The 23,771-nt window shown below is 44.2% G+C and carries 19 protein-coding genes; 7 read left to right on the top strand and 12 right to left on the bottom strand.

Annotated features, from left to right (window positions below; genetic code table 11):
- Positions 1–16 precede the first annotated feature (16 nt).
- The 10 genes from HUJ21_RS06155 to HUJ21_RS06200 form a co-directional block, all read right to left on the bottom strand.
- Positions 17–793 carry a phenylalanine 4-monooxygenase gene (locus tag HUJ21_RS06155; protein WP_291368069.1) on the bottom strand — a complete coding sequence of 259 codons (777 nt, stop codon included), beginning with the start codon at positions 791–793 and terminating at the stop codon, positions 17–19.
- 225 nt (positions 794–1,018) lie between these two features.
- Positions 1,019–1,216, bottom strand: a complete 198-nt coding sequence (locus tag HUJ21_RS06160; RefSeq protein WP_291368070.1) for a hypothetical protein — start codon at positions 1,214–1,216, stop codon at positions 1,019–1,021.
- Positions 1,217–1,293: 77 nt separating this feature from the next.
- Positions 1,294–2,313, bottom strand: a complete 1,020-nt coding sequence (aroF, locus tag HUJ21_RS06165) for a 3-deoxy-7-phosphoheptulonate synthase (protein WP_291368071.1) — start codon at positions 2,311–2,313, stop codon at positions 1,294–1,296.
- On the bottom strand, positions 2,310–3,083 hold the full coding sequence (trpA, locus tag HUJ21_RS06170; protein WP_291368072.1) for a tryptophan synthase subunit alpha: 774 nt from the start codon (positions 3,081–3,083) through the stop codon (positions 2,310–2,312). Before trpA ends, aroF begins: the two co-directional genes overlap by 4 nt.
- 6 nt (positions 3,084–3,089) lie before the next feature.
- Positions 3,090–4,268, bottom strand: a complete 1,179-nt coding sequence (trpB, locus tag HUJ21_RS06175; RefSeq protein ID WP_291368088.1) for a tryptophan synthase subunit beta — start codon at positions 4,266–4,268, stop codon at positions 3,090–3,092.
- A gap of 12 nt (positions 4,269–4,280) precedes the next feature.
- Positions 4,281–4,934: a phosphoribosylanthranilate isomerase gene (locus tag HUJ21_RS06180; protein ID WP_291368073.1), complete on the bottom strand. Its 654-nt coding sequence runs from the start codon at positions 4,932–4,934 to the stop codon at positions 4,281–4,283.
- On the bottom strand, positions 4,931–5,752 hold the full coding sequence (trpC, locus tag HUJ21_RS06185; RefSeq protein WP_291368074.1) for an indole-3-glycerol phosphate synthase TrpC: 822 nt from the start codon (positions 5,750–5,752) through the stop codon (positions 4,931–4,933). The genes HUJ21_RS06180 and trpC overlap by 4 nt, the downstream gene beginning before the upstream one ends.
- Before the next feature lie 2 nt (positions 5,753–5,754).
- Positions 5,755–6,765 carry an anthranilate phosphoribosyltransferase gene (trpD, locus tag HUJ21_RS06190; protein ID WP_291368075.1) on the bottom strand — a complete coding sequence of 337 codons (1,011 nt, stop codon included), beginning with the start codon at positions 6,763–6,765 and terminating at the stop codon, positions 5,755–5,757.
- A gap of 11 nt (positions 6,766–6,776) precedes the next feature.
- Positions 6,777–7,340, bottom strand: coding sequence for an aminodeoxychorismate/anthranilate synthase component II (locus tag HUJ21_RS06195; protein ID WP_291368076.1), 564 nt, complete (start codon positions 7,338–7,340; stop codon positions 6,777–6,779).
- A gap of 25 nt (positions 7,341–7,365) precedes the next feature.
- Positions 7,366–8,772, bottom strand: coding sequence for an anthranilate synthase component I family protein (locus HUJ21_RS06200; protein ID WP_291368077.1), 1,407 nt, complete (start codon positions 8,770–8,772; stop codon positions 7,366–7,368).
- A gap of 448 nt (positions 8,773–9,220) precedes the next feature.
- On the opposite strand from HUJ21_RS06200, the gene HUJ21_RS06205 reads away from it, so the two are divergent.
- From HUJ21_RS06205 to HUJ21_RS06230, 6 genes are all read left to right on the top strand, one after another.
- Positions 9,221–10,057, top strand: coding sequence for a sulfurtransferase (locus HUJ21_RS06205; RefSeq protein ID WP_291368078.1), 837 nt, complete (start codon positions 9,221–9,223; stop codon positions 10,055–10,057).
- Positions 10,054–10,845: a HipA family kinase gene (locus HUJ21_RS06210; protein ID WP_291368079.1), complete on the top strand. Its 792-nt coding sequence runs from the start codon at positions 10,054–10,056 to the stop codon at positions 10,843–10,845. The genes HUJ21_RS06205 and HUJ21_RS06210 overlap by 4 nt, the downstream gene beginning before the upstream one ends.
- Positions 10,823–11,212, top strand: coding sequence for a DUF3037 domain-containing protein (locus tag HUJ21_RS06215; protein ID WP_291368080.1), 390 nt, complete (start codon positions 10,823–10,825; stop codon positions 11,210–11,212). Before HUJ21_RS06210 ends, HUJ21_RS06215 begins: the two co-directional genes overlap by 23 nt.
- Before the next feature lie 203 nt (positions 11,213–11,415).
- Entirely contained in the window at positions 11,416–12,963 is a 1,548-nt protein-coding gene (locus HUJ21_RS06220; protein ID WP_291368081.1) for an AbgT family transporter, read from the top strand.
- Between the two features lie 11 nt (positions 12,964–12,974).
- Positions 12,975–13,823, top strand: coding sequence for a serine hydrolase (locus HUJ21_RS06225; protein WP_291368082.1), 849 nt, complete (start codon positions 12,975–12,977; stop codon positions 13,821–13,823).
- Between the two features lie 81 nt (positions 13,824–13,904).
- Positions 13,905–14,228, top strand: coding sequence for a four-helix bundle copper-binding protein (locus tag HUJ21_RS06230; RefSeq protein ID WP_291368083.1), 324 nt, complete (start codon positions 13,905–13,907; stop codon positions 14,226–14,228).
- Positions 14,229–15,013: 785 nt separating this feature from the next.
- On the opposite strand, the gene HUJ21_RS06235 is transcribed toward HUJ21_RS06230, so the two are convergent.
- Positions 15,014–15,400, bottom strand: coding sequence for a DUF2784 domain-containing protein (locus tag HUJ21_RS06235; RefSeq protein ID WP_291368084.1), 387 nt, complete (start codon positions 15,398–15,400; stop codon positions 15,014–15,016).
- Positions 15,401–15,574: 174 nt separating this feature from the next.
- Between HUJ21_RS06235 and HUJ21_RS06240 the strand changes: the two genes are divergently transcribed.
- Positions 15,575–16,279 carry a LytTR family DNA-binding domain-containing protein gene (locus HUJ21_RS06240; protein ID WP_291368085.1) on the top strand — a complete coding sequence of 235 codons (705 nt, stop codon included), beginning with the start codon at positions 15,575–15,577 and terminating at the stop codon, positions 16,277–16,279.
- 375 nt (positions 16,280–16,654) lie between these two features.
- On the opposite strand, the gene HUJ21_RS06245 is transcribed toward HUJ21_RS06240, so the two are convergent.
- Positions 16,655–23,698, bottom strand: a complete 7,044-nt coding sequence (locus HUJ21_RS06245) for a malectin domain-containing carbohydrate-binding protein (protein ID WP_291368086.1) — start codon at positions 23,696–23,698, stop codon at positions 16,655–16,657.
- Positions 23,699–23,771 lie beyond the last annotated feature (73 nt).

Here is a 23,771-nt window from a genome sequence, read left to right on the forward strand (position 1 = left end):
CCGAAATACCCTCTAATTAATCACCTTTTTCCAACAGCCCAGCCAATTTTTCTTCTATCAGGGGAACAGAAGTATATAAAGAGGCATAATCCTCAATAATAAAATACCTGTCCTGGAATTTATTTTTCCAGAATGGGGTATTCAATACCATCTCCACCTCATAGGGAAAGTGTTGGGGTTCCTCAGACAAACAAAATTTAGTCTCCCCGGCTGAACTAAGAATACCTGCCCCATAAATCCTGAGTTGCCCTTTCTCCCGGATCAAACCAAATTCTATGGTGTACCAATAAATCCTGGAAAGCAGGTCAATGGCAAGGGGGTTATCAATGTGCCTTAGCGCTATTGCTGCCAGATCTTTTAAAAAACGGGTGTAATCCGGGTCTGTAAGTAGAGGCAGGTGGGCAAAGGCATCATGAAACATGTCCGGTTCCTCCAGGTAATCCAGGTTTTCTTTTTTACGCAGCCAGGTAGACGCCGGAAACCGTTTGTGATACAACAAACTAAAAAACAGATCATCATCGATCAAACCCGGTACAACCTGTATGCCCCATCCGGTTACCCCTGCCAACCTTTTGTTGACCTCCTCAAAATTGGCTATGCTGTCTGCTGAAAACCCAATGGTTTCCAAGCCCTTCATGAATTTCTCAGAGGCGGCCCCGGGGAGGTTTTTATACTGACGCTCGTAAAGAATTCTCCAGACCTGAAAATCTTCAGTCGTGTAATTATCATATTCCTGTCTCAGGTTTTTAAGCCTGGGGTCTAAAAAAATATCTTCCGGTTTTCTTTCAATCATTACACTATCATTCAATGTTTCTGAATACCCACACTTTTCCCACCTTTTCCTAATCCAGCAGCTGGCAAAAACCGGGCAATTTTCTATTAACAGAACGAAAAAATACACATCCAGTTTGAAAATATTTACAGATTCATGTTTTTACCAGATAAATTTTAAATTTATGATGATAGAAGAAATAAACTTTTCTTTCGTCTCGATCATGTTATAAAATAAGATAAAAAATTATGCCAAAAGTAGCTGAATGTCCGTTCCTTCGCAGACGGGGAATACCCAGCTTTCCTGACTACCGCTGGATCCGCCGGAGCCAACTTTCCAACTCATGTCCATCAGGAAAGAGGATTTTTCCCTTAAAAAATGTTTTCCCGATAAAGTACGCACAAAAACACCACCACCTTTAAGAAAAGACCAGGCCTCCAACATGATCTCATTAAAAAGGACTCGTGGCTGGTAGCATAAAATCTAACCTCCCATCCGGATTATACTGCAGGGCATGGCCTTTACAATAAATCAAAAGTCTTTCTCAGATCAAAAGTTTTTCTGATCTGATCGGCCAGTAGGGCACTTTGGTCAAAATTCAAGGTTTGCTGCCCATCAGAATAGGCTTTATCCGGGTTTTCATGAGACTCATAGATGATGCCATCAGCACCTGCCATCACTCCGGCCAATGCCATTTGGGGCACAAATTCCCTGATACCTATTCCATGGGAAGGGTCTACTATTACGGGTAAATGGGATTTTGATTTCAGGATTGGTACTGCATTCAGGTCCAGGGTATTCCTGCTGGCTTTTTCGTAAGTTCTTATTCCTCTTTCACAAAGGATTAATTTCTCATTTCCTCCGGAGAAAACATATTCGGCAGATTGCAAGAGCTCTTCTATGGTTCCGGATATCCCCCTTTTGATCATCACCGCCTTATCCACCTTTCCCAATTCATCCAAAAGGTTGAAATTCTGGGTGTTTCTGGCACCTACCTGAAACACATCTACATAATCGTGCATTTCCTCAATCTGAGATACCTGCATGACCTCAGTTACAATTTTGATTCCCGCAGCTTTGGCCTGTTGGTACCATAATTTAAGCCCATCCATTCCCAATCCCCTAAAAGCATAAGGGCTGCTCCTGGGCTTGAAAACACCACCCCGCATCATCGTGATCTGGTTTTCCTTCATGTGGGCTATCACCTTGGCAATCTGTTCTTCGGACTCAATGGAACAAGGCCCGGTAATGATGGCCATATCACCGTCTTCTATTCCAATGCCCTCACCCAAATCAATTCTTGTAGGCTTTACTTTCCATTTTTTAGAAACCAACTTGTATTCATCGGAAACGATATGGATATCCTGAATACCTTCAAGCACCCCAATTTTCCTGATATCGAAAGCTGATTTACCGATACCTATCAGGTAATCTCCCACCTGGGTTTTTACTTCCGTCACCTTGTAACCCATTCGGTTGACTTTATCCATCAAGGCCTCTTTTTGGGAAGTACTGATATCCTGGTTAAGTTGAATGATCATGCTATAATACTTTGAATATAATGGTAAATGTCTTTTTTCAGGTCCTTTGAGTCCCGGAGCACATGGATAAAGGCACTACCGATTATGGCACCATGAGAGTGGGCCGCAGCAGTATTGAACGAAGCCTTATCTGAAATGCCAAAGCCGATCAGTCTTGGATTAGTTAGTCCCATGGCCTTTACCCGCTCAAAGTAGGCTATTTGCTCGGGAGACACCGCTTTTTTGGCACCGGTTATGCTGGCAGATGAAACCATATAGATGAATCCATCCGTATTTTGATCAATTTGCCGGATACGGGTTTCGGATGTCTGGGGTGAAATCAAAAAAGTATTCCTGAGATCATAAGCATCAAACAGGCTTTTGTATTCGGTCAGGTATTGCTGCATGGGCAAATCAGGCAAAATAAGTCCGTCCACGCCTACCTCTTTACACTTTTTACAAAAAGCCTCCATTCCATACTGCACCACTGGATTCAGGTAACCCATCAAAATTACGGGAATACTAATCTTTTCCCTCAGGTTTTTTAGCTGCTCAAACAAAAGGTGAAGTGTCATCCCATTTTTCAGGGCTACATTATTGCTTTCCTGTATGGTGGGTCCATCTGCAATGGGGTCGGAATAGGGTACTCCTATTTCAATGATATCTGCCCCGGCAGCTTCAATGGCTTCCATGACAGGCAGGGTATCTTCCAACTGAGGGAAACCAGCGGTAAAATAGATGGATAAAATAGACTCTTTCTTGTTTTGAAATAATTTATCTATGCGGTTCATATCTGTTTAGTAATTTCCCCATTTGATGTAAGTTTCGAGATCTTTATCACCCCTTCCGGAAAGGTTGATCACTATCACATCCGTTGATTTGTATTCGATTTGGTTCAGGGCATGGAAGGCATGTGCGGATTCAATGGCAGGAATAATTCCCTCCAGGCGGCTGACCTCTATACCAGCCTGCATGGCATGCTCATCTTCCACTGCCACAAACTCGCCCCTTCCGGAATCAAACAAATGCGCATGAACGGGTCCTATACCCGGATAATCAAGGCCTGCGGAGATGCTGTGGGGTTCCACTACCTGCCCATCTGCCGTCTGCATCAATAGGGTCCGGCTGCCATGCAGGATGCCCGGCTTACCAAGCATGGTAGTCGCCGCTGATTTTCCGGAACTGACCCCCAAACCTGCGGCCTCCACAGCAATCAACCTTACCTCCGGCTCGTTGTAATAATGGTAAAATGCCCCGGCGGCATTGCTTCCTCCGCCCACGCAGGCAATCACCAAATCGGGATTTTCCCTGCCTTCTTTTTCCTTCAACTGGATTTTCATTTCAGCAGAGATCACCGATTGAAACCGGGCCACCATTTCCGGGTAAGGGTGGGGACCTACTACCGATCCTATGATGTAATGGGTGTCTACCGGGTTATTGATCCATTGCCGCATGGCTTCATTGGTGGCATCTTTTAAGGTTTTGCTCCCTGAGTTGGCCGGCACTACCTTAGCTCCCAGTATCCGCATGCGTTCCACATTCGGTTTCTGCCGCTCCATGTCCACGGCTCCCATGTAAACGGTACATTCCATTCCCATCAAGGCACAGACGGTGGCCGTGGCCACACCATGCTGTCCTGCTCCGGTTTCTGCGATGATGCGCTTCTTATTCAATTTTTTGGCCAAAATAATCTGCCCAACTGTATTGTTGATCTTATGAGCTCCCGTATGACAGAGATCCTCCCTTTTCAGATAAATTTTTGCCCCATATTTTTCAGATAGCCTGTTGGCATAAAAAAGAGGTGTAGGCCTTCCGACATAGTCTTTTAAAAGCCGGTCAAATTCTTCTTTGAAAGCCGCAGAAGCCATGATCTGTTCATAATTTTCCCGAAGCTCCTCTATGTTGGGATACAGCATTTCGGGGATAAATGCACCCCCAAATTGACCGTAAAATCCATTCTCGTCTACTTTTATCATTGATGTATCCATCTATTTTTTTATTTTCATTGCTTTGTTTCTAATACTCTGGGTAAAGTAACGGATCAAATCCAGGTCTTTTAACCCTGGTCGTATTTCAAATTTGGAATTGATATCTATGCCTGCCATGGCCGGCAAGTTATGGTAACATTCCATGATTTCGTCCACCTGATCAACACTTATCCCTCCACTAAGCAAAAACGGTTTGTTGAAGGGGTTTTGTTTTAAAATTTCCCAATTGAAACGGTGACCGGTTCCTCCAAATGAAGGCCCATCGGTATCAAAAAGAAAATAATCCACATGGGGCAGGTAGGCCTCCAGTCCTTTCCAGGACCAATCTGCGCCAATCCGAAACACTTTGATGAGCTCCACATTGGTTTGATTCCTGATTTCCTCCACGTCCTGCGGGGTCTCATCCCCATGTAACTGTATTTTTTCCAAACCATAAGCCTTAACTGCTGAATGGATAGTTTCTGCGGATGCATTTACAAATACACCTACTTTAGGGATGGAAAATTTGCGATAGGCCTCAGGTGGCTTACCAAAATTCGCCACATACCTTTTGGACGGGGGATAGAAAATCATGCCCATCCAATCGACGAGGCCCAGTTCCTCAAGGCCTTCCATGTTGGCGATATCTGCCATGCCACAGACCTTGATGATCATGCTCCTGTGGTTTTGGTTTGGCCGGCAAGTAATTTCCTGTAATGCTGCATGAAATTGTAAGCCGCCTGATGGGGTCTGATGGTTTTCATGAAATTTTCCCCTATAAGGAAGCCATCAAAACCCGCTTCCTTTAGTCGAACCAGGGTGGCCGGATCAGAAAGCCCGCTTTCTGAAATTTTTACAAATCCTTCCGGTATTAGTTCTGCCAATTCCAGGGAGGTGTCCACACTAACCTCAAAGGTTTTGAGGTTTCTGTTATTGACACCTACAAGATCTATGTTTTCGTTGAGGCTTTCCTCCAACTCTCTACGGTCATGAACTTCCAACAGTACTTCCATGCCCAGGTTTTTTGCCAGGCCTGCAAGTCGTTTCAATTCCATCGGGTCCAGGGCTGCTGCAATTAACAAGATACAATCGGCCCCCAGTGACCTGGATTCTATGAGCTGATAATCGTCTATCATAAAGTCCTTTCGCAAGATGGGACAATAATTGAACTTTCTGGCCTGCTTCAGGTCATCTTCCGAGCCGCCAAAAAACTCCTGATCTGTCAAAACAGACAGGGCAGAAGCTCCTGCTTGCATGTATCCTATGGTCGTTTGCTCCACTTTGGCATTCGGGTTGATCCAACCTTTGGAAGGAGACTTTCTTTTGAATTCGGCAATGATACCGGTTTTCTCAGGGTCCTTCACATACTGCTTCATGGATACTGTCTGGCTATCAAAAAAAAGACTTTTTTCCAGTAATTTAACCGGGTAAAGGCTTTTCTTTTCTTCGACTTCGGTTTTCTTAAAGGCAATGATTTTATCCAGAATATTCATGTTCAACTAATGTTTATTGAAGTTTTAGGGTTTACCAATTCTTTAAACACCTTCAGTGCTTTTCCATTTTTCAGGCAAGCGGTAGCTTCCTCCCTGGCTTTATCATAATCCCATTCCGGTTTTGAGGTGAGCAATGCGGCGGCGGCATTGGCGATTACCACGGCTTCTTGTTCTTTACTGCCCTTTCCCTCCAGGATCCTGATGAATATTTCAGCAGATTTTTCCACCGTGTTTCCCCCTTTGATGGCATCTGGGCTAATTGTCTTAAATCCCAGGTCCTCCGCACTCAATACCTGTTCACCACGGTTGGAAATCCACTTGAGACCTCCTGTCAGGGATATTTCATCGTAACCGTCCAGCGCATGCAAAACGCTGAACCGGACATCATTATTTTGGTAGAGGTAGGCATATAGCCTTGCCAATTCCAGACTAAAAACCCCCACCAGCTGCTTCTTAGGAAAGCTGGGATTAACCATGGGGCCCAGCATATTGAAAAAGGTTTTGACACCCAACTCTTTTCTCACGGGACCTATATGCTTCATGGCCGGATGGAAAAGCGGGGCATGGAGAAAACAAATGCCCGCCCTGTCCAGACTGCTCTTTAGTTTATCTATATCATTGGTAAATTCATAGCCAAAATGAGCCAGGAGATTGGAGGAACCACAAACCGAAGACACCCCAACATTGCCATGTTTGGCAACCGGCTGTCCTGCACCTGCTACGATAAAGGAAGCAAGGGTGGAAATATTAAAGGTATCCTTACCATCCCCGCCGGTTCCGCAGAGGTCTATGGCATCATATTCCGGAATTTCTACCGGAATACATCGCTCCAGCATGGCTTCCCTAAAGCCCATCAACTCTTCTACCCGCACACTGCGCATCATAAAAACCGTAAGAAAGGCAGCCATTTGGCTATTGTTTACCTCTCCTGAAGTCATTTCTTTCAGCACCCCTTTGGCTTGTTCCTTGCTGAGGGTTTTATGCTCGATCAGGTGATTCAGTATTTCTTTCATTGCTACTTGATTTAAGCTCCTTCAATCCAGTTTTTGATAATCTGCACCCCATTTTCTGTAAGAATGCTTTCCGGATGAAACTGCAGACCTTTCACCCGGTATTTTTTATGTCTTACTGCCATGATCTGCCCATCAGGGGTTTTGGCTATCACTTCCAGCTCTGCCGGAAACAGCGTTTCATCAATGACCCAACTGTGGTACCTGCCAACAGTAAAAAACTCAGGCACCCCATCAAACAAAGGATCCGCCTGGATCCTTACTTTTGAAGCCACCCCATGTACGACTTCCGTAAGGTTAATCAGGCCTCCCCCAAAAGCCTCTCCTATGGCCTGATGTCCCAGGCAAATGCCCAGGATATCTTTAGAAGCAGCATATTTTTTTATCAATTCGGGCATAATTCCTGCTTCAGAGGGAATTCCTGGTCCGGGGGAAAGCAATATTTTGTCATAAGCTTCCACCTCTTCCAGACTTATTTTATCATTCCGGAAGATATCCGGATTGTAGCCCAGGTCTCGGATAATATAGACCAAATTATACGTAAAAGAATCGTAATTGTCCAGTACCAGTATTTTCATCAGTTAATCTTTTTCTTGTAAAAATCTAAATACCCTCTGCTGATTTAAGGGCCACCCTCAGTGCCTCCAGTTTGTTGCTTACTTCCTGCAATTCACTTTCAATGGAAGATTTGGCTACTACCCCAGCTCCGGCCTGAATGCGCAGCTGGTTATTTTCGGAAACAAAAGACCGGATCAGGATGGCGTGGTTAAAATCCCCGTTGAAACCCAAAAAACCTATGGCCCCGCCATAAAATTTCCTGGAACAATTTTCCAGGCCGTCGATCAATTCCATCGCCCGGTATTTCGGCGCTCCCGACAAAGTGCCGGCAGGAAAGGTATCGGCCACCAATTGAAGCGGATTGGCTCCTTTTGGAAGCTGTCCGGTCACTTTGGAGACCAGGTGTATGACATGGGAATAATACTGAATCTCTTTAAAAACCTCTACATTCACCTTTACTGAAGAGCGGCTGAGGTCATTTCTGGCCAAATCCACCAACATCACGTGTTCTGAATTCTCTTTGGGGTCATCGTAAAGCTTGACAGCCAGTTTGGCATCTGCCGCATCATTCCCGGTACGCTTAAATGTTCCGGCAATGGGGTAAATGGTGGCTTTGTCTCCCTTGACAACTATCTGGGCTTCCGGACTACTGCCAAAGACCTTGTAGGATCCGTAATCAAAATAAAACAGGTAAGGGGAAGGATTGATGGAGCGCAAAGCCCGGTAAACATTGAATTCATCTCCTTTAAACCCGGTAGAAAAAGTACGGGAAAGTACAATCTGAAAAACATCTCCCCTGAAACAATGATCCCTACCTTTGGCCAGGATTTCCAGAAATTCAGGATCGGTATAATTGGAACTTACCTCCCCTTCCAACTGAAAACCATAGCTGGGAAGGTTTTTATTGTTGAGGATCATTTCAATTTTTGGAATGCCTGATTCTCCTGGATCACCCTCAAGGTAATGTTCAAAAATGTGTAGCTCATTTTTGAAGTGATCCACCACTATCATGTTTTTATACACGGCATAATGGATCAATGGTATGTCCGAATCCTGGGTATTTTGCAAGTTGATGTCTTCAAAATAATTAACGGCATCATACTGTATGTACCCAAAAAGCCCATTGGTAATGAATTTATAATCAAGCTGCTCTTCCTGAAAATTATTGGAAAACGCCCTGAGGGCATCCATTATTTTTTCCCCTTTATTAAGACCATGCAGGGTAGTTTCCTGACCTGGCAGTGATTGTCGTATTTTGCCCCTAACGAGAGAAAAAGATGCCATGGGCTCACAACATATATAGGAATAGCTGTTTTCATTACCGTGATAATCAGAACTCTCCAGGAGAATGGTATTGTTGTACCTGTCACGGATCTGCAGGTAAATACTCACCGGAGTGATGGTATCTGCCAGCAGTTTTTTGTACCGGGTTTTGATTTTGATAGGTTTCATTGACTGAGTTTTACATAAAAAAAGGCTTGCCGGGAGTCCAGCAAGCCTAAGTATATTTGTATTATCAAATTTTGGCAATGGTTAGCTGTTCTCCCTCTAAAAGAAGTAAGTAAGCCACCACCAGATTTGAATCGTTTTTTTCATAAGCTGAGGCAAATATAGAAAAGGCCCTTCATTTTCAAAAGTTATTTTGATTTATTTTAATGGCCAATACAACAGCGTTTCCGAAGCGGATTTTGGAATTTATCGAATATAGAAAGGTTGGTTTTTGCTAAAACCGCGAATAGGCATTAGCCTTAGTAACTGGTGGGTTATGGCTGTATCTATACCCGAAATGAAAAATACCTCCGGTTTGATGGAAGTAATTATTCATTTTTTAACCCTTTTTGGGAAATCCTTGGCTTTAGCCTTTATATTTGGGTTAAAACTACAAAGAAAAAACCATTGTATGAACCAGACTGCACCACTAATCAGCGCCAAAGACCTTTTGAATTTAATGGAAGCTAAAAACCTGGTTTTGATTGATGCCAGTTTTGACAAAGAAAAATACCAATCCATACACCTGAAAGGAGCCCATCATGTGGACCTCAACAGGCAATTGTCCCATATCAGGGAAGATGCTTCGGAAGGAGGGCGACATCCCCTGCCGGATCCGGAGGAGTTCGGAAAAACACTTGGTGCCCTGGGAATAACCCCTGAAAGTCATGTAGTGGTTTATGACGATAAAAATGGGGGCATGTCCGCTGCCAGGTTTTGGTGGATGCTGAAGGCTTTGGGACATGACAAGGTGCAGGTTTTGGATGGTGGCAAAGATGCTGCCTTAAAAACAGGACTTCCGACAAGTGCTCAGCCGGAAAGCCCGGCAGCCACTGCTCCTTACCCCGCCACAGATTGGCAATTGCCCCTGGCAGGCATACAGGAAGTAGAGCAAGCAGCAAAGGATAAAAATCAAATGGTCATAGATGTACGGGAATCCACCAGGTATCTTGGTATATCGGAACCCATTGACCTGGTAGCGGGACATATCCCCGGTGCAGTCAATATCCCATTTACAGAGAATCTGGATGAAAAGGGTGTTTTTTTAAACCCTGAGACTTTAAAGCAGAAATATAAAACCGTATTGGACAAATCATCCAAAAACACCATCGTGCATTGTGGTTCAGGGGTCACCGCCTGCCATACACTGCTGGCATTGGCTCATGCAGGTATGGAAATACCTAAATTGTATGTGGGATCCTGGAGTGAATGGTCCAGAAACGGAAAACCCATGGCCAGAGAAAAATGAATGAATTAGAACTCCGAACCGTACAGGTCATGCAATACAAAATGCCTTTGCGTGAGGGAGGCTCCTTGCCAGCCCTTGCCCTGGCTGATGACGGATTTAACTACGTGGTCAAATTCCGGGGTGCAGGACAGCGGGAAAAGGCTTTACTGGCAGAATTGCTGGGCGGGGAAATCGCCCGACTTTTGGGATTCAAGGTTCCGGAATTGGTGTTTGCCAGGCTAGACCCGGCATTTGGACAAACAGAGGGAGACGAAGAAATTCAGGATTTATTAAAAAGCAGCCAGGGATTGAACCTGGGGCTTCATTTCTTGTCCGCAGCGGTCAATTTTGACCCGGCAGCCGATGTGGTTTCAAGCGACCTGGCTTCCGCGATCGTATGGCTGGATGCTTTCATTACGAATGTAGACCGATCCTTCCGCAACACCAACATGTTGATGTGGCATAGGGAATTGTGGCTAATTGACCATGGCGCCTCCTTTATCTTTCACCACACCTGGGACAATTGGGAAAAACATGCCAAAGGCCCTTTCCCTTTAATCAAAGACCATGTATTATTGCCTCAAGCAAAAAAGCTGGAAGAAGTGGATTCAGCCTTCAAACGAATCCTTTCACCGGAATCCCTTTGGCAGATCGTCGACTCACTTCCCGATGAGTGGCTGAAAGCCATGGGTGAAACAGGCACCGTAGAAGTGTGGAAACAGGTGTACCTGGATTTTCTATTGCTCCGGCTCAAGTATTCTGAAACATTTGTAAACCAAGCCCAAAATGCCAGAAAAGCACTTGTATGAATACGCCATCGTCCGGGTAGTGCCCCGGGTGGAGAAGGAGGAATTTATCAATGTAGGAGTAATCCTGTGCTCCATACAGCAACAATTTTTAAAATGCGCCACCCGCTTGGATAAAACCAAATTGCAAGCCCTTGATCCGGATGCGGATCCGGAAACCATACAAGATCATTTGAATGCCTTTATCCGGATTTGTAATGGTGAAAAAGCAGCCAGCCCCATTGCTTCCCAAAATACCGCTTCACGTTTCCGTTGGCTGACAGCCGTAAGAAGTTCTATGATTCAAACCTCACGACCACATCCAGGCCTTTCGTCCAATTTGGAGGAAACGTTTAAAGCCCTTTTCGAGGCTTACGTCGGCGTTTTTTAGTTTATCATTCGCTACCTGTACCCTGCACACATAAGCTCTCGCTTATTTTCTGGTCAATAGGAAAAAACAAGGGTTAGCGGGAGTTATCTTCTTTCAAGACCCGTATTGTTTTCATGGCCTGATCAAATTATCGCATAATTTTTTACCTCAGGTTCCGGAAAATGTGCCGCAGGTTATTATTTTTGATTTTCTAAAACCAGAAAATGGACGGTAACCTACAAAAAAACAGCCTGTTGGATCGCTTTCTAAATGCTATTGAAAAAGCAGGGAACAAGCTCCCCGATCCTGCCATCCTGTTTTTATTTCTGATGCTGCTGACCTGGTTTTTATCGGCTTTGCTCTCTCCCATAGATTTTGGCGAAATCAATCCGACCACCGGTGAAAAACTATACATCCAAAACCTGCTGACAGGCGAAAAAATGGCGGATTTCCTCTCCCGCATGATTTCCGTGTTCATTAACTTTCCTCCCTTGGGGGTAGTATTGCTGGCTATGCTGGGGGTAGGAGTGGCAGAATACTCCGGCTTCATTCCGGCAGGGTTGAAGTACCTTTTAGGCTATACTCCCAAAAGCCTGCTCACACCTATACTGATATTGGTAGCCATCATCAGTCATACTGCTGCCGATGCCGGCTATGTGTTGGTCATACCTTTGGGAGGAGTCATTTTTTATGCGGCAGGCAGGCACCCACTAGCCGGAATTGCAGCCACTTTTGCGGGAGTATCCGGTGGTTTCAGTGCAAATTTTATACCTTCTGCCATAGACCCTTTACTACAAACCTTTACCCAGGCCGCAGCGAGAATCATTGATCCGAATATCAGCCTTAACCCCTTGAATAACATCTTTTTTACGGGACTTTCCAGTATTGTGGTAATCGGAGTAGGCTGGTACCTGACGGAAAGAGTGATTGAGCCTCGTTTGAATAGGAATAATCCGGTGGATCAAGACCTTACCGATGTACCTAAAATGGAGGAATTGAAAGCAGCAGAAAAAAAAGGATTTAAAATTGCCGGTCTGGTAATGGTGCTTGGCCTGCTTGGGTTGTTTCTTTGGGCCTATCCGTACAGCTCCAGCTTGCGGAGTCCGGATGGGAAAATCACCGCTTTTTCGGCCCCGTTAATGCAGTCTATCGTTCCGTTGATCTTTTTGGTATTTTGGATCCCCGGAATCATATTTGGTTTCATATCAGGAAGCTACAAAAATTCAAAAGATGTGATTGCTTCCATGAGCAAGGCCATGGGAAGCATGGCGCACTATATCGTCATGGCTTTTTTCTGCGCACTTTTTATCGATGCATTCACCCAATCCAATATTGGATCCATGACAGCCTTGAAAGGAGCTTCTTTTCTCCAAAACCTGCAGCTTCCTCCGCAGGTAACGGTGGTGGGCATTGTTTTTTTAAGTGCATTTGTAAATCTTCTTGTCGGATCTGCTTCAGCTAAATGGGCATTGATCAGCCCCATATTTGTTCCCATGCTAATGCAGTTGGGGATTTCACCCGACCTTACACAAGCTGCTTATCGGGTTGGAGATTCGGTTTCCAATATCATTACTCCCTTAATGCCCTATTTTCCACTGGTGGTCATCTTTTGCCAGCGGTATGTGAAAAATACCGGAATAGGCACGCTGGTATCTTTGATGATACCTTACTTCATATATCTGTTGGTTATCTGGACTGTCTTTTTATTGATATACTGGACCCTGGGCATACCTTTAGGCCTGCAATCCAGTTACACGTATACTGTCATGTAATTTAAATACTGATGAAAATTGAATCAGGAATGAAATGGTTGACTTTACTCTTGTTTACCTTCCCGGGGCTTGCCCTGATTGGCAAAGGGCAAGAGAATTGGGAAAGCTTTATGCAGCAGTTTCCCGATCACCTTGAAATTTCCCTGCGGATTCAAAATGAAAAGGGCGAAACACTATTTCAGCAGCAGGCAAACAAAATAATTCCCGCTGCCAGCATTATAAAAATCCCTATTCTAATTGCCCTTATGGAAAAAGTGGAAAATAAGGAAATAGACCTTGATGCCCTGTACTCCTTACTTGCAACAGACAAGGTAGGTGGTGCAGGAGAGCTACAGCATCTTCCGGACGGCTCCGGGATTACTTTTCGCTACCTGGCTGAGGAAATGATCCGTATCAGCGACAATACCGCCACCAATATCCTGATCCGAGCCATAGAAATGGACTACATACAGGACTGGCTGAAAGAAAATGGATACGAGGACACCCAATTGAACCGGATCATGATGGATTTTAAGGCAATTGAAGAAGGTAGACAGAACTATACCAGTCCTCAGGAAATTAACGATTTACTTTTAAACCTGTGGAATGGGAAATGGTTGAAGGAGAATTCGAGAGCGGAAATCATGCATTGGCTCAAAGGATGTGCAGACAACAGCACCATTCCCAGCCTATTGCCTGCCGGCACGGTAGTGGCCCACAAAACAGGTACCTTGGATTATGTGCGAGGAGATGCGGGAATAATCTTAGGGCATAAACCCCTGATATTATCGGTTTTTGTGGAAAATTTTGAATCAATGGAGGAAGCAGAGTCTGCTATCGGCAAGGTTGCCTTAAAAGCCTTCAGGGATTTTGGCAGGTAATATCCATTACGAAAACCAGATTCGGCGTAAATGGGGCATGGTTTTTGGGCATTTGAGGTTCTGAACCCAAATGAATAAACCATGAAAAGTACTGATTTAATCCAAATTTTAAATGATTGCGCCATGACCTGTAACCATTGCGCTAATGCCTGCCTGGATGAAGACAATATTCACCATATGGTAGACTGCATCCGGACAGACAGGGCCTGTGCGGAAACCTGCAGTACCACAGCAAAACTATTGTCCATGTCCTTCGGTCCCCTGGATGAATTGCTGAAATTTTGTGCAAGAATATGTGGGGCATGTGCTGATGAATGTGAGCAACATGAACACGAGCATTGTCAGCGATGTGCCAAAGCCTGCCGCAAATGTCAGGAAGCCTGTTTATCGGTTTTGACTGACTAAGGACATTATCTGTTTGCAGTATTAATACAATTCCGGTAGATTCTTTGACTTCAATGGACCCGAAATCAAGTCCAATTCCAGGGCGCTGTTCAAGGTATTGGCATATTTGCCTCAGGTTCAACTATTTTTGGCCATTTCAGCCATTTCCTGTATTGAGAAACCCAATACTGAATTTCGTTAAAAAACCATCACTCCGAGATCTGGCTTTTTAAAAGACGCAAAAATCGGGATGACGATTGGTTTTTGGAATGTATATATGGTCGTATCATCAGGATTATGGCTTGAAATCAACTATTATTCCTTTAATTATCTGTTCTTTTGCCTTGATGCAAAAGAACCAAAAAATCAAGACAAAAAAATCCTTCTCCCCGCAATCCTCCCGCACCCCCGGTTTTTTGTCGGGCCTGCGCGCTTTTTGTTTTATATCCTATTCCTTCTTTATTTTACAGATTTTTTGGGGTTTATTCTTTAAAAAAACAATTGATTCAATTATTTCACAGGTAGGCTTAATATTTAGAAATTACACAAATCAGGATGATATTATTTTTTTCAATGCTTTGATTTACAGGTATTTAATAAACATATCTTCGGTAGACTTAGAGATGGCTTTGAGCGGTAACAGCCGTGGAAATCTCTAGCCAAATGAGACTGCAAAATCCATTCCCAACTCCTATACCCACGATAAAGGGTTACCATTGACGATTCAATTGGTTTTTATTTACGATCTTAATTCGCACTCCGGTAATACCTAATCCGGTTTGAACTTCTTGCCATCAAAATATTTTTTATCCTTTAGTTTGGAAAAAATTGACCCAAACTGAGGCAACCAATGCCAGAAAAGCCAATAAAACGGTAAAGAAATCCACCCATCCTGCAGGAGGCAAAATGCCGAAAAACCTGCTGAACAGGTAGCTGATATAGGAATTGGGCATATTGGTTTCCCCCAGATCTCTCAGGATCTGCCAATGCCAGTCGGTGAGGAAGCAATAACCCCAACCATACCAGATACCCAGAAAAAACCAGGACAAAAAAGTTAGGGAAATCGTCAAAAAATGTACTTTACGCCACTTTTTTACAATCCATCCGAATAAGTTGAAGCCGATAAGGGTGGTATGCAATACCAAAAACGAGTAATCGGCAAAAACTAACCAATTCACTGAAATTGCTGACATTTTCTTTCGGTTTATTCAAACAAATAGATCATCCGGAAATGGTCTTTACTTATCCAAAATAAAACCATCCATTTAATATACGGATTCATCGGCAATTTACACGGGTCTGTCCAAGTTGATTTTTCCCCTGCCTGCCAGGCCCCTTACTTTGCCCGCATGAAAACCACACACGACATGAGACAACAACTAATCACACTAATGATGCTGCTATGCCTGAGCCATTGGACAGCAGCCCAAGAAAAGAAACCCTACACGCAAATAGGAAGTCCTAACCGCATCTTATCCCTGGACTTCAAAATCACCTTTGCCGGAGGGCAATACATCACCCCCATCGATTTGGAGCGCAGTATCATGGAAAACCAGGCCGTCTATCAGGAGGAGCGGGCCTTTCAGGTCAACGGCATTGCCTATCTGTTGAAGCCCATCAGTCAGGAGGCACTGGCAGGCAGTTTACAAAAACTAAAAAGCATTCAGGCATCAGACACACAGCTGGCCCAGGTGGATAGGCTACTGGAACAAATCAGGAGGCGTGAGACAACTTACCGGAAGCGGTTCCTGGTAAGCGCTGGAAATACCATCAAATCCATTACCATTCAGGACCTGGCTTACTTTTATGCCGAAAACAAGGCGGTTTTTTTGGTGGAGCAGACGGGGTACAAATACGTTTTGGATGAGCCCCTGGACCAATTGCAGGAAGTTTTGGACCCGGAGCAATTTTTCCGGGTAAACCGCAGTTTTTTGGTGCAGGTTTCTGCCATCCGGCAGATGCATGCCTACTCCCGCAGCCGCATCAAGCTGGAACTGGAGCCTGCCTGTAGCAAAGAATGCATCAGCAGTACTGAAAAGACAGCGGAGTTTAAGGATTGGTTGGGGGGCTGAGTATCCAGTTTAATGCATTAAAACAAATGGTATTCAGCCAAAGAATATAGGATTTCAGGCAAAAAAAAGAGATTCCGAAATCTATCGAAATCTCTGTTTAGAAATATTTATTTATTGAAAATCAATTTTCTCCGACCCTGCAGTATCTTGAAAACTCCTTATTGAGTTGTTTTCTTGAATAGAACAACTTTAAAAGTCATTCAATTATGCAGGAATATGAATCTAATCCCACTTTAATTTCATCATTCATAAAATGTTTCAAAAACAAGTTGAGAAGACGTAAAGAACATGATTCCTTAACTCCCCCATTTTGGGGATTTGCAGCATTTTAATAAAACTGCTTTAGGTTTGTTGCCCATTTATTCTTGAAACACCCTAAGATTTCAATATCAACCTAAATTGTTTGATGATTCCATTTTCCCCTATTAATGTAACCATATACACGCCCTTCGACAAAGACCCAACCGGAATAGTAAAAGTTGATTCTTCGTCTAACCTCGTATCCCTTTCAACTACCATACGTCCAGCCATATCGTAAATATATATACCATATAAAGGTATATCGACACCTAGCTCGATTGTTATATAGTCACTTGCTGGATTTGGATATAACAAAATGAAATCACTTCCAGAATCATTGGTTTCTTCCATCAATTCTAAATCCAAATCTTCCTGGCTCAATACCCTGAGATTAGAAATATTCTGTGACACTTTATCACTGGAGATTACCCTGATACCACAAACCTGGGCATTGTTTACACTGGCAGCCATCGATATGTTCAGCACTCCATCCGTAACAGTGACTTGTTCAAATACCAACACCGTCTCCTTATTGTTATTCGCTACAAATAAATCAAAATTTGACCGCACCAACTGCCCTTCCAGGAAAATGCTGTATACTCGTTGACCCGCCTTGGCAGCAGGACCTCTGCTTGTCCCAAAGTATAACTCGTTATGGTAGGTGCTGACCTGATAAACACCATTGGGAACGGGTATGGAATAGGTCAGGGTTTTCGAAAATCTTTCTGTCTGGTACAAGGGAACACTGCTGGCCAGGGAATTAGCATAGGTGTTTGATGTCCCATAATAACTGCTGAACTTGCCGTCACCAACAAATGTATTGCCCCCAAAGGTGGCGTCGTTAACTGTGCCACTGTTTAGGTAAAGTGAAACTTCAGGGTTTACCACCGGTGGGTTCACAGTGACTTCAACGATGTCCTCCGAATCTTTTCCATTGCCATCGGTTACCTTCAATTTAACTGCATATACCCCGGCTGTGGTAAAGGTATGTACTGGATTCGCAAGGGTGGAACTGCTGCCATCTCCGAAATCCCACAGGTAGCTTAACGTACCGCTGCCAGTGGATCCCGAACCTGTAAAGTTAACAGACAGGGGTGCCGTTCCGGAATTAACCGAAGCGACTGCTATTGATTCCGGATCGGGTTCGGACAATTGCCCTGACACTACCGATATTCCACAAACCTGGGCATTGTTTGCACTGGCAGTCATCGATATGTTCAGCACACCATCCGTAACGGTGATTTGTTCAAATACCAACACCGTTTCCTTATTGTTGTTCGCTACAAATAAATCAAAATTTGCCTGCACCAACTGCCCTTCCAGGAAAATGCTGTAAACACGCTGACCCGCCTGGGCGGCAGGGCCACTGCTTGTCCCAAAGTATAACTCGTTATGGTAGGTGCTGACCTGATAAACACCATTGGGAACGGGTATGGAATAGGTCAGGGTTTTCGAAAATCTTTCTGTCTGGTACAAGGGAACACTGCTGGCCAGGGAATTAGCATAGGTGTTTGATGTCCCATAATAACTGCTGAACTTGCCGTCACCAACAAATGTATTGCCCCCAAAGGTGGCGTCGTTAACTGTGCCACTGTTTAGGTAAAGTGAAACTTCAGGGTTTACCACCGGTGGGTTCACAGTGACTTCAACGATGTCCTCCGAATCTTTTCCATTGCCATCGGTTACCTTCAATTTAACTGCATATACCCCGGCTGTGGTAAAGGTATGTACTGGATTCGCAAGGGTGGAACTGCTGCCATCTCCGAAATCCCACAGGTAGCTTAACGTACCGCTGCCAGTGGATCCCGAACCTGTAAAGTTAACAGACAGGGGTGCCGTTCCGGAATTAACCGAAGCGACTGCTATTGATTCCGGATCGGGTTCGGACAATTGCCCTGACACTACCGATATTCCACAAACCTGGGCATTGTTTGCACTGGCAGTCATCGATATGTTCAGCACACCATCCGTAACGGTGATTTGTTCAAATACCAACACCGTTTCCTTATTGTTGTTCGCTACAAATAAATCAAAATTTGCCTGCACCAACTGCCCTTCCAGGAAAATGCTGTAAACACGCTGACCCGCCTGGGCGGCAGGGCCACTGCTTGTCCCAAAGTATAGCTCGTTATGGTAGGTGCTGACCTGGTAAACACCATTGGGAACAGGTATGGAGTAGGTCAGGGTTTTCGAAAATCTTTCTGTTTGGTACAAGGGAACATTACTGGCCGGGGAATTAGCATAGGTGTTTGATGCCCCATAATAACTGCTGAACTTGCCGTCACCCACAAATGTATTGCCCCCGAGGGTGGCGTCGTTAGCAGTGCCACTGTTCAGGTAAAGTGAAACTTCAGGGATGAACACAGGTGGGTTCACGGTGACTTCAACCATGTTCTCCGAAGCGTTTCCATTGCCATCGGTTACCTTCAATTTAACAGCATATATGCCTGCTGTGGTAAAGGTATGTACTGGATCCACAAGGGTGGAACTGCTGCCATCTCCGAAATCCCACAGGTAGCTTAACGTACCGCTGCCAGTGGATCCCGAACCTGTGAAGTTGACGGACAAGGGTGCCTTACCACTTGATACCGACGCCGTTGGCAGGGATACCGGACCTGATGGTTCGACATATTCATTCACCGTTATCCCCACGTTGCCAATCGCCGACTCACCATTTTCATCAGTTACCTTAAGACTTATATTATAACTTCCGGGATTGACAAAGGTATGATTGACATCAGCATTTGTGGAGGTAATTCCATCTTTGAAATCCCAAAGGAAGGAAAGCGCACCAGTACCCATTGAACCTGCACTACTGAAATCAACCTGTAGGGGAGCAAATCCACTGATAGGAGAAGCTGTTAAATTAACTATCGGACCAGCATTCTGACCTTTCAATTGGACCGTTTTGGTTTGGTTTATCCCATATTTGACCTCTAAAACAGCTTCCTTAACCCCTGTTCCTACATATTCTATTTCTACATCGAATTGAGAATCCTTTTTTATCAGGAATTTATTTATTTGCTGAGATTTGATAATAAAACTTGAAGCATCAGGGCCATTTATAGCAATTGACCTAATAAAAATCCCGGTATTTCCATTGACAACCCCAAGCTGGGCCCCTTTGGTTTCTCCGCTATTTAGCGTTAACAGGTCATCAACGGTAAGTTCACTTGCAATAAGTGCGGTCCCTTTTGGTTGATCATAACCGAAAACTTCCATGTTTTTCTGAGAGCCTCCACCTCTTGTCGGAGAACCGGCCAATACATATAATCCTTTACCAGATACAATACCCTGAGTGCCGTGCCTGGGGAAATTCAACGGTTCCAGCAAAAACCAGGATTCTTCCACAGGATCGTACATTTCCGTTATGGCAAGAGCCTGGCTTTGTTCACCCACTTCTCCTCCCGCCACAATTATTTTATCCAGGTAATTGTTGGTAATTGCACCTGCTCTGGGGGTAGGTAAATTTTGTTCGGCAGGCAGGGTCTTCCATGTTTGTGTACTGAAATTGTACACATCAACTTCCGGAATCACAGGGTTAAATACTCCTCCATCTCCCCCGCTTCGCCTGCCAGAGATGACATACATTTCGTTTCCTACGACTGTCGAAAAGAAGTGGTCTCTTGCTTGTGGTGAGTTTTCCAGGACGGTCCATTCTCCGGTTTGGGGATCGAATTCGTCAAAGTAATTAACCGCCCCTCCGCTATGGCCCTGTGTATTTCCATTGACCAGGTAAAATTTTCCGTTGTAAACGACAACCCCTGCGGAACCTCTTTTTCTTCCCTGGGGAATTTCAGCCCCCTGCATCCATTCCTGGCTGGCAGGATTAAAAATCCAGATATGATCTGCCGGTATTTCATTGGGGAAATTATTACTCTTGAATGCACCGATCACCCAAATGAGCCCCTGGTATTCTACTGCCTGGAAATGGTTAAACTCAAAAGGAACACTGTTAGGTAATGATGTCCAGGAATCGTTGGCATAATCATATATTTCTACCGTTTTGCTGTTTTCCCGTCCTCCCAGAAGATAAAACTTATTGCCTGCCTGAACGAAGGAATTTTCATGCCTGCCGGTGTATTGCTGAGATTCATTTTTGATTTTCCAGGTTTGCTGAAGTAAACTGGAGCTTACAGTCCAGGTAAAATTGACTTCAACTGCGTCAGAGCTGGTCCCATCTTCATCATCAACGGTTACGGTAACCTGGTAAGGACTGTTTACATGTGCGTCTACATCCAAAGTCCCATAAATAGTGCCATTTGTAGGCTCTATAGTTATGGATGGAGGAAGACCTACAGCGGAATAATTAAGGTTTCCATCTCCTCCTGTCGCTTCAATGAACAAACTGCCGTCAAGCTCTTCCCCTGCAGTGTTAATTAAATTATCAGGAGGCACCACCACAATTGGATTATGAATAAAGGAACCAAATTTCCTGATGATCTCTATTCCATTAATTAGTGGATTTTCTATATTTTTAATAAAATTGATATTTAATTCTTCATCTTCCAGGGTAATTGGGATTTGCACCATGGCTCCCACATTATGTCCATATTGGGCAGATAAATCCACTTCAGGTAATTGAACTTCTCCTTCGACTGCAACGCTAAAAACCCGCTGTCCTGCCGCAGAAGTACCGACATAGCCGTTTCCCATATAAAGGTTGACCAAATAATCACCGTTTGGAATAGGTATGTTGAATTGCATGCTTGACCCGATATTGTATCGTTCGGTGTTGAATATTTGCAAATACATTTCATCACTGATGTAGGAAGGAATGGATGCATGCCTTTTGGCCAAAACGAAAGTATTGTTGCTTAATTTTCCATCATTCACATTGTAAGCCTCTGTATTCACAGCTCCGGCGATACTGTTACTCAACCAATCCGGGTTTTCCGAAGCATCATTCAGGGTTCCTCCACCAGCATTGATCCTCAGAAACACCTTGGTCCCTACATTCACATTTACCAGAAATGATTGCTCTACAAACAAGTTATCTGTATCCGTCGCCCGAATCGTGATTTCCGATTGACCTTCATTGTTTGGAAAGCTTAGTGTTAGCGTATTTCCTGAAATCTTTGCGCCTACCTGTGGGTAAGTATTCGACACAACCGCATAGGTCAGATTCTGATTTCCTCCATTATCATCAAAGTATTCGTTTAGATTAATCAGGAGGTCGGGATCGTTAATGATTTTTTCAACATTTCCCAAATCCCGGGTGGTATAAGGCTGGTTTCCTGACACCCTGAAATAATCCCAAACGCCAATAAATGCTCCCTCAGTATCATTGGATGTCCCGAAAATTCCAATGGCCAATGGCCTGTCTGTATTTTGAATGGCATTTTTTATAGCACCAGAACTAAAGATATTGCCTATTTGCGTTTTATCTCCATTACCAAATTTGTAAAATGGCTTCACCGACCCATCCGAAGGATCAACATCAAAGCCCAAAGTAATCGAAACCCCGGCATCGGGTCGGTTCTGAACCGGAATGGAAACCATGATTGGGTTTGGATCAGGCACATCATTGATCTCCTGTGCCGCTATCAAATGGGTAGATGTAAAAACCAATTTAATAAAATTGCTTTGGGTCCCGTCGCCCATTTGAATGCCCACTTCACCGGCACCAGGATATTCATAAAGGGCACCTGGAGAAGTCAATCCAAGCAATCCAGAACTGATTGTGAATTTTCCCGTCTCCAAACCTACATTGACTCCGAATTGGAAACCTTTTTCCTGATTATTTGCTGTTCCATTTGCAGTACCAGCTGTCATGGACACCTGAATGGCACCAGCTGCCCCCCCGTAAATATCGGCAGGACCTGGTCTTTCGTTCGGTTTATCCAACCAGTTAAGCCAATTAGGGTTAAGCGCCCCATTGTTCATCAAACCAGTCAGCCCCAACCCTAAAAACCCGCTTTGCCTTCCCTGAGCATCAAGCTGGTTGCTAAATAGTTCATTATTAATAGGGAGGTTTCTGGAATCCCCCAACTGAAAAGGGTCCAGCTGGTCAAGGATCCCATCCCCATCATCATCTGTATCATTTAGATCTGACACCAAATCTTCATCGAAATCATTTGGGATGGAAGCACCGGAACAATAATCACTTCCGTTGTCTATTTCATCCTGATTGGTATAACCATCAAAATCGTAATCTGCCAAAGGATTAAAATTAGGATCATTTTTAGCGATACAGACCACCTGATCTGTAGGTGTCAGTACCATTATCCTATTGTCATAGGTAGCCACCCAAATTGTACCCGGAAAAATTTGGTCGTCTGCATTACAGGAAACTCCCAGCGCATTGCCCCCATTCAGATTCCATTTATTTATTTCCAGGTTATTTAATAATCCTTCTGGGTTAAGGTGAATTAAATGTAGAAACCCACCACTTTTTCCAACCACTAAAGCTCCCTTTAATTGGCCCGCAAAATTAGATGCCTTATATTCATCAATCCCATTCGAATTGATGGGCAACTGGGTAATGATTTCGGTTTGAGGACCATTCGGGTTAGGCAAAGATGGGGCAATAAAATCTGCTTCTTTTCCATTTGCCATGGACAAAGGTACAGGTGGCCAATTGGCTGGAAGACTGTTGGCAGCATAATTGTCAAAACCCGGCGACCCGGGAGCTATAGGTTGAAGAATTTGTGTCCTGAATTTATCAGATGGCGGAAAATCAGGCACTATATTGGACCAGTTATCATCATCACCAACAAATTTGGTATACAAACCTGCACCACTTGGATTAAAGGGAAAACTTGATCCCGGTGAATATGGGTTTCCGGGATTGGCCCTAACCGGAGTCGGATGCCCTCCATAATAAGAACCAAAAATGAAACTATCCAAATCCCTGGCAACAAGGTGAAGGTGATCTTTGTTGTCGACATATTCCCCCGAAGCACTTGGACTATTTGCATTACCTCCTGGTTCCCCAACAGGAAAATTGTTATTTACCAATAGGGAATTTCCTTCATTTTCAGGAAGTCCACCCCAATTGACGTTGGCCCCGTTATCGGTAGCATAAACCCTGTTTTTTTCCGTAACCACAAGGTCATAGGAATTTCTGTACCCCCCTGAAAAAATTTGTACAGGACCACCAGCAACCAGCATCGCCATGTTCAGCCCATCGTTACCACCAAAGGGATCATTGTCATCGATCCCATTATATGAGGGATGATTGGGGTTATAA

Origin of the sequence: Cyclobacterium sp. (assembly GCF_014762705.1) — a bacterium.
GTDB lineage: Bacteria > Bacteroidota > Bacteroidia > Cytophagales > Cyclobacteriaceae > Cyclobacterium.

Bases quoted from the DNA above. Each gene is read 5' to 3' on its own strand.
- HUJ21_RS06180 (WP_291368073.1), bottom strand. From the start codon at position 4,934: ATGATCATCAAGGTCTGTGGCATGGCAGATATCGCCAACATGGAAGGC.
- HUJ21_RS06160 (WP_291368070.1), bottom strand. From the start codon at position 1,216: ATGTTGGAGGCCTGGTCTTTTCTTAAAGGTGGTGGTGTTTTTGTGCGT.
- HUJ21_RS06230 (WP_291368083.1), top strand. From the start codon at position 13,905: ATGAAAAGTACTGATTTAATCCAAATTTTAAATGATTGCGCCATGACC.
- HUJ21_RS06195 (WP_291368076.1), bottom strand. From the start codon at position 7,340: ATGAAAATACTGGTACTGGACAATTACGATTCTTTTACGTATAATTTG.
- trpC (WP_291368074.1), bottom strand. From the start codon at position 5,752: ATGAATATTCTGGATAAAATCATTGCCTTTAAGAAAACCGAAGTCGAA.
- HUJ21_RS06155 (WP_291368069.1), bottom strand. From the start codon at position 793: ATGATTGAAAGAAAACCGGAAGATATTTTTTTAGACCCCAGGCTTAAA.
- HUJ21_RS06245 (WP_291368086.1), bottom strand. From the start codon at position 23,698: ATGGCGATGCTGGTTGCTGGTGGTCCTGTACAAATTTTTTCAGGGGGG.
- HUJ21_RS06220 (WP_291368081.1), top strand. From the start codon at position 11,416: ATGGACGGTAACCTACAAAAAAACAGCCTGTTGGATCGCTTTCTAAAT.
- aroF (WP_291368071.1), bottom strand. From the start codon at position 2,313: ATGATCATTCAACTTAACCAGGATATCAGTACTTCCCAAAAAGAGGCC.
- HUJ21_RS06225 (WP_291368082.1), top strand. From the start codon at position 12,975: ATGAAAATTGAATCAGGAATGAAATGGTTGACTTTACTCTTGTTTACC.
- HUJ21_RS06210 (WP_291368079.1), top strand. From the start codon at position 10,054: ATGAATGAATTAGAACTCCGAACCGTACAGGTCATGCAATACAAAATG.
- trpB (WP_291368088.1), bottom strand. From the start codon at position 4,268: ATGATAAAAGTAGACGAGAATGGATTTTACGGTCAATTTGGGGGTGCA.
- HUJ21_RS06215 (WP_291368080.1), top strand. From the start codon at position 10,823: ATGCCAGAAAAGCACTTGTATGAATACGCCATCGTCCGGGTAGTGCCC.
- trpA (WP_291368072.1), bottom strand. From the start codon at position 3,083: ATGAACCGCATAGATAAATTATTTCAAAACAAGAAAGAGTCTATTTTA.
- HUJ21_RS06205 (WP_291368078.1), top strand. From the start codon at position 9,221: ATGAACCAGACTGCACCACTAATCAGCGCCAAAGACCTTTTGAATTTA.
- HUJ21_RS06235 (WP_291368084.1), bottom strand. From the start codon at position 15,400: ATGTCAGCAATTTCAGTGAATTGGTTAGTTTTTGCCGATTACTCGTTT.
- HUJ21_RS06240 (WP_291368085.1), top strand. From the start codon at position 15,575: ATGAGACAACAACTAATCACACTAATGATGCTGCTATGCCTGAGCCAT.
- HUJ21_RS06200 (WP_291368077.1), bottom strand. From the start codon at position 8,772: ATGAAACCTATCAAAATCAAAACCCGGTACAAAAAACTGCTGGCAGAT.
- trpD (WP_291368075.1), bottom strand. From the start codon at position 6,765: ATGAAAGAAATACTGAATCACCTGATCGAGCATAAAACCCTCAGCAAG.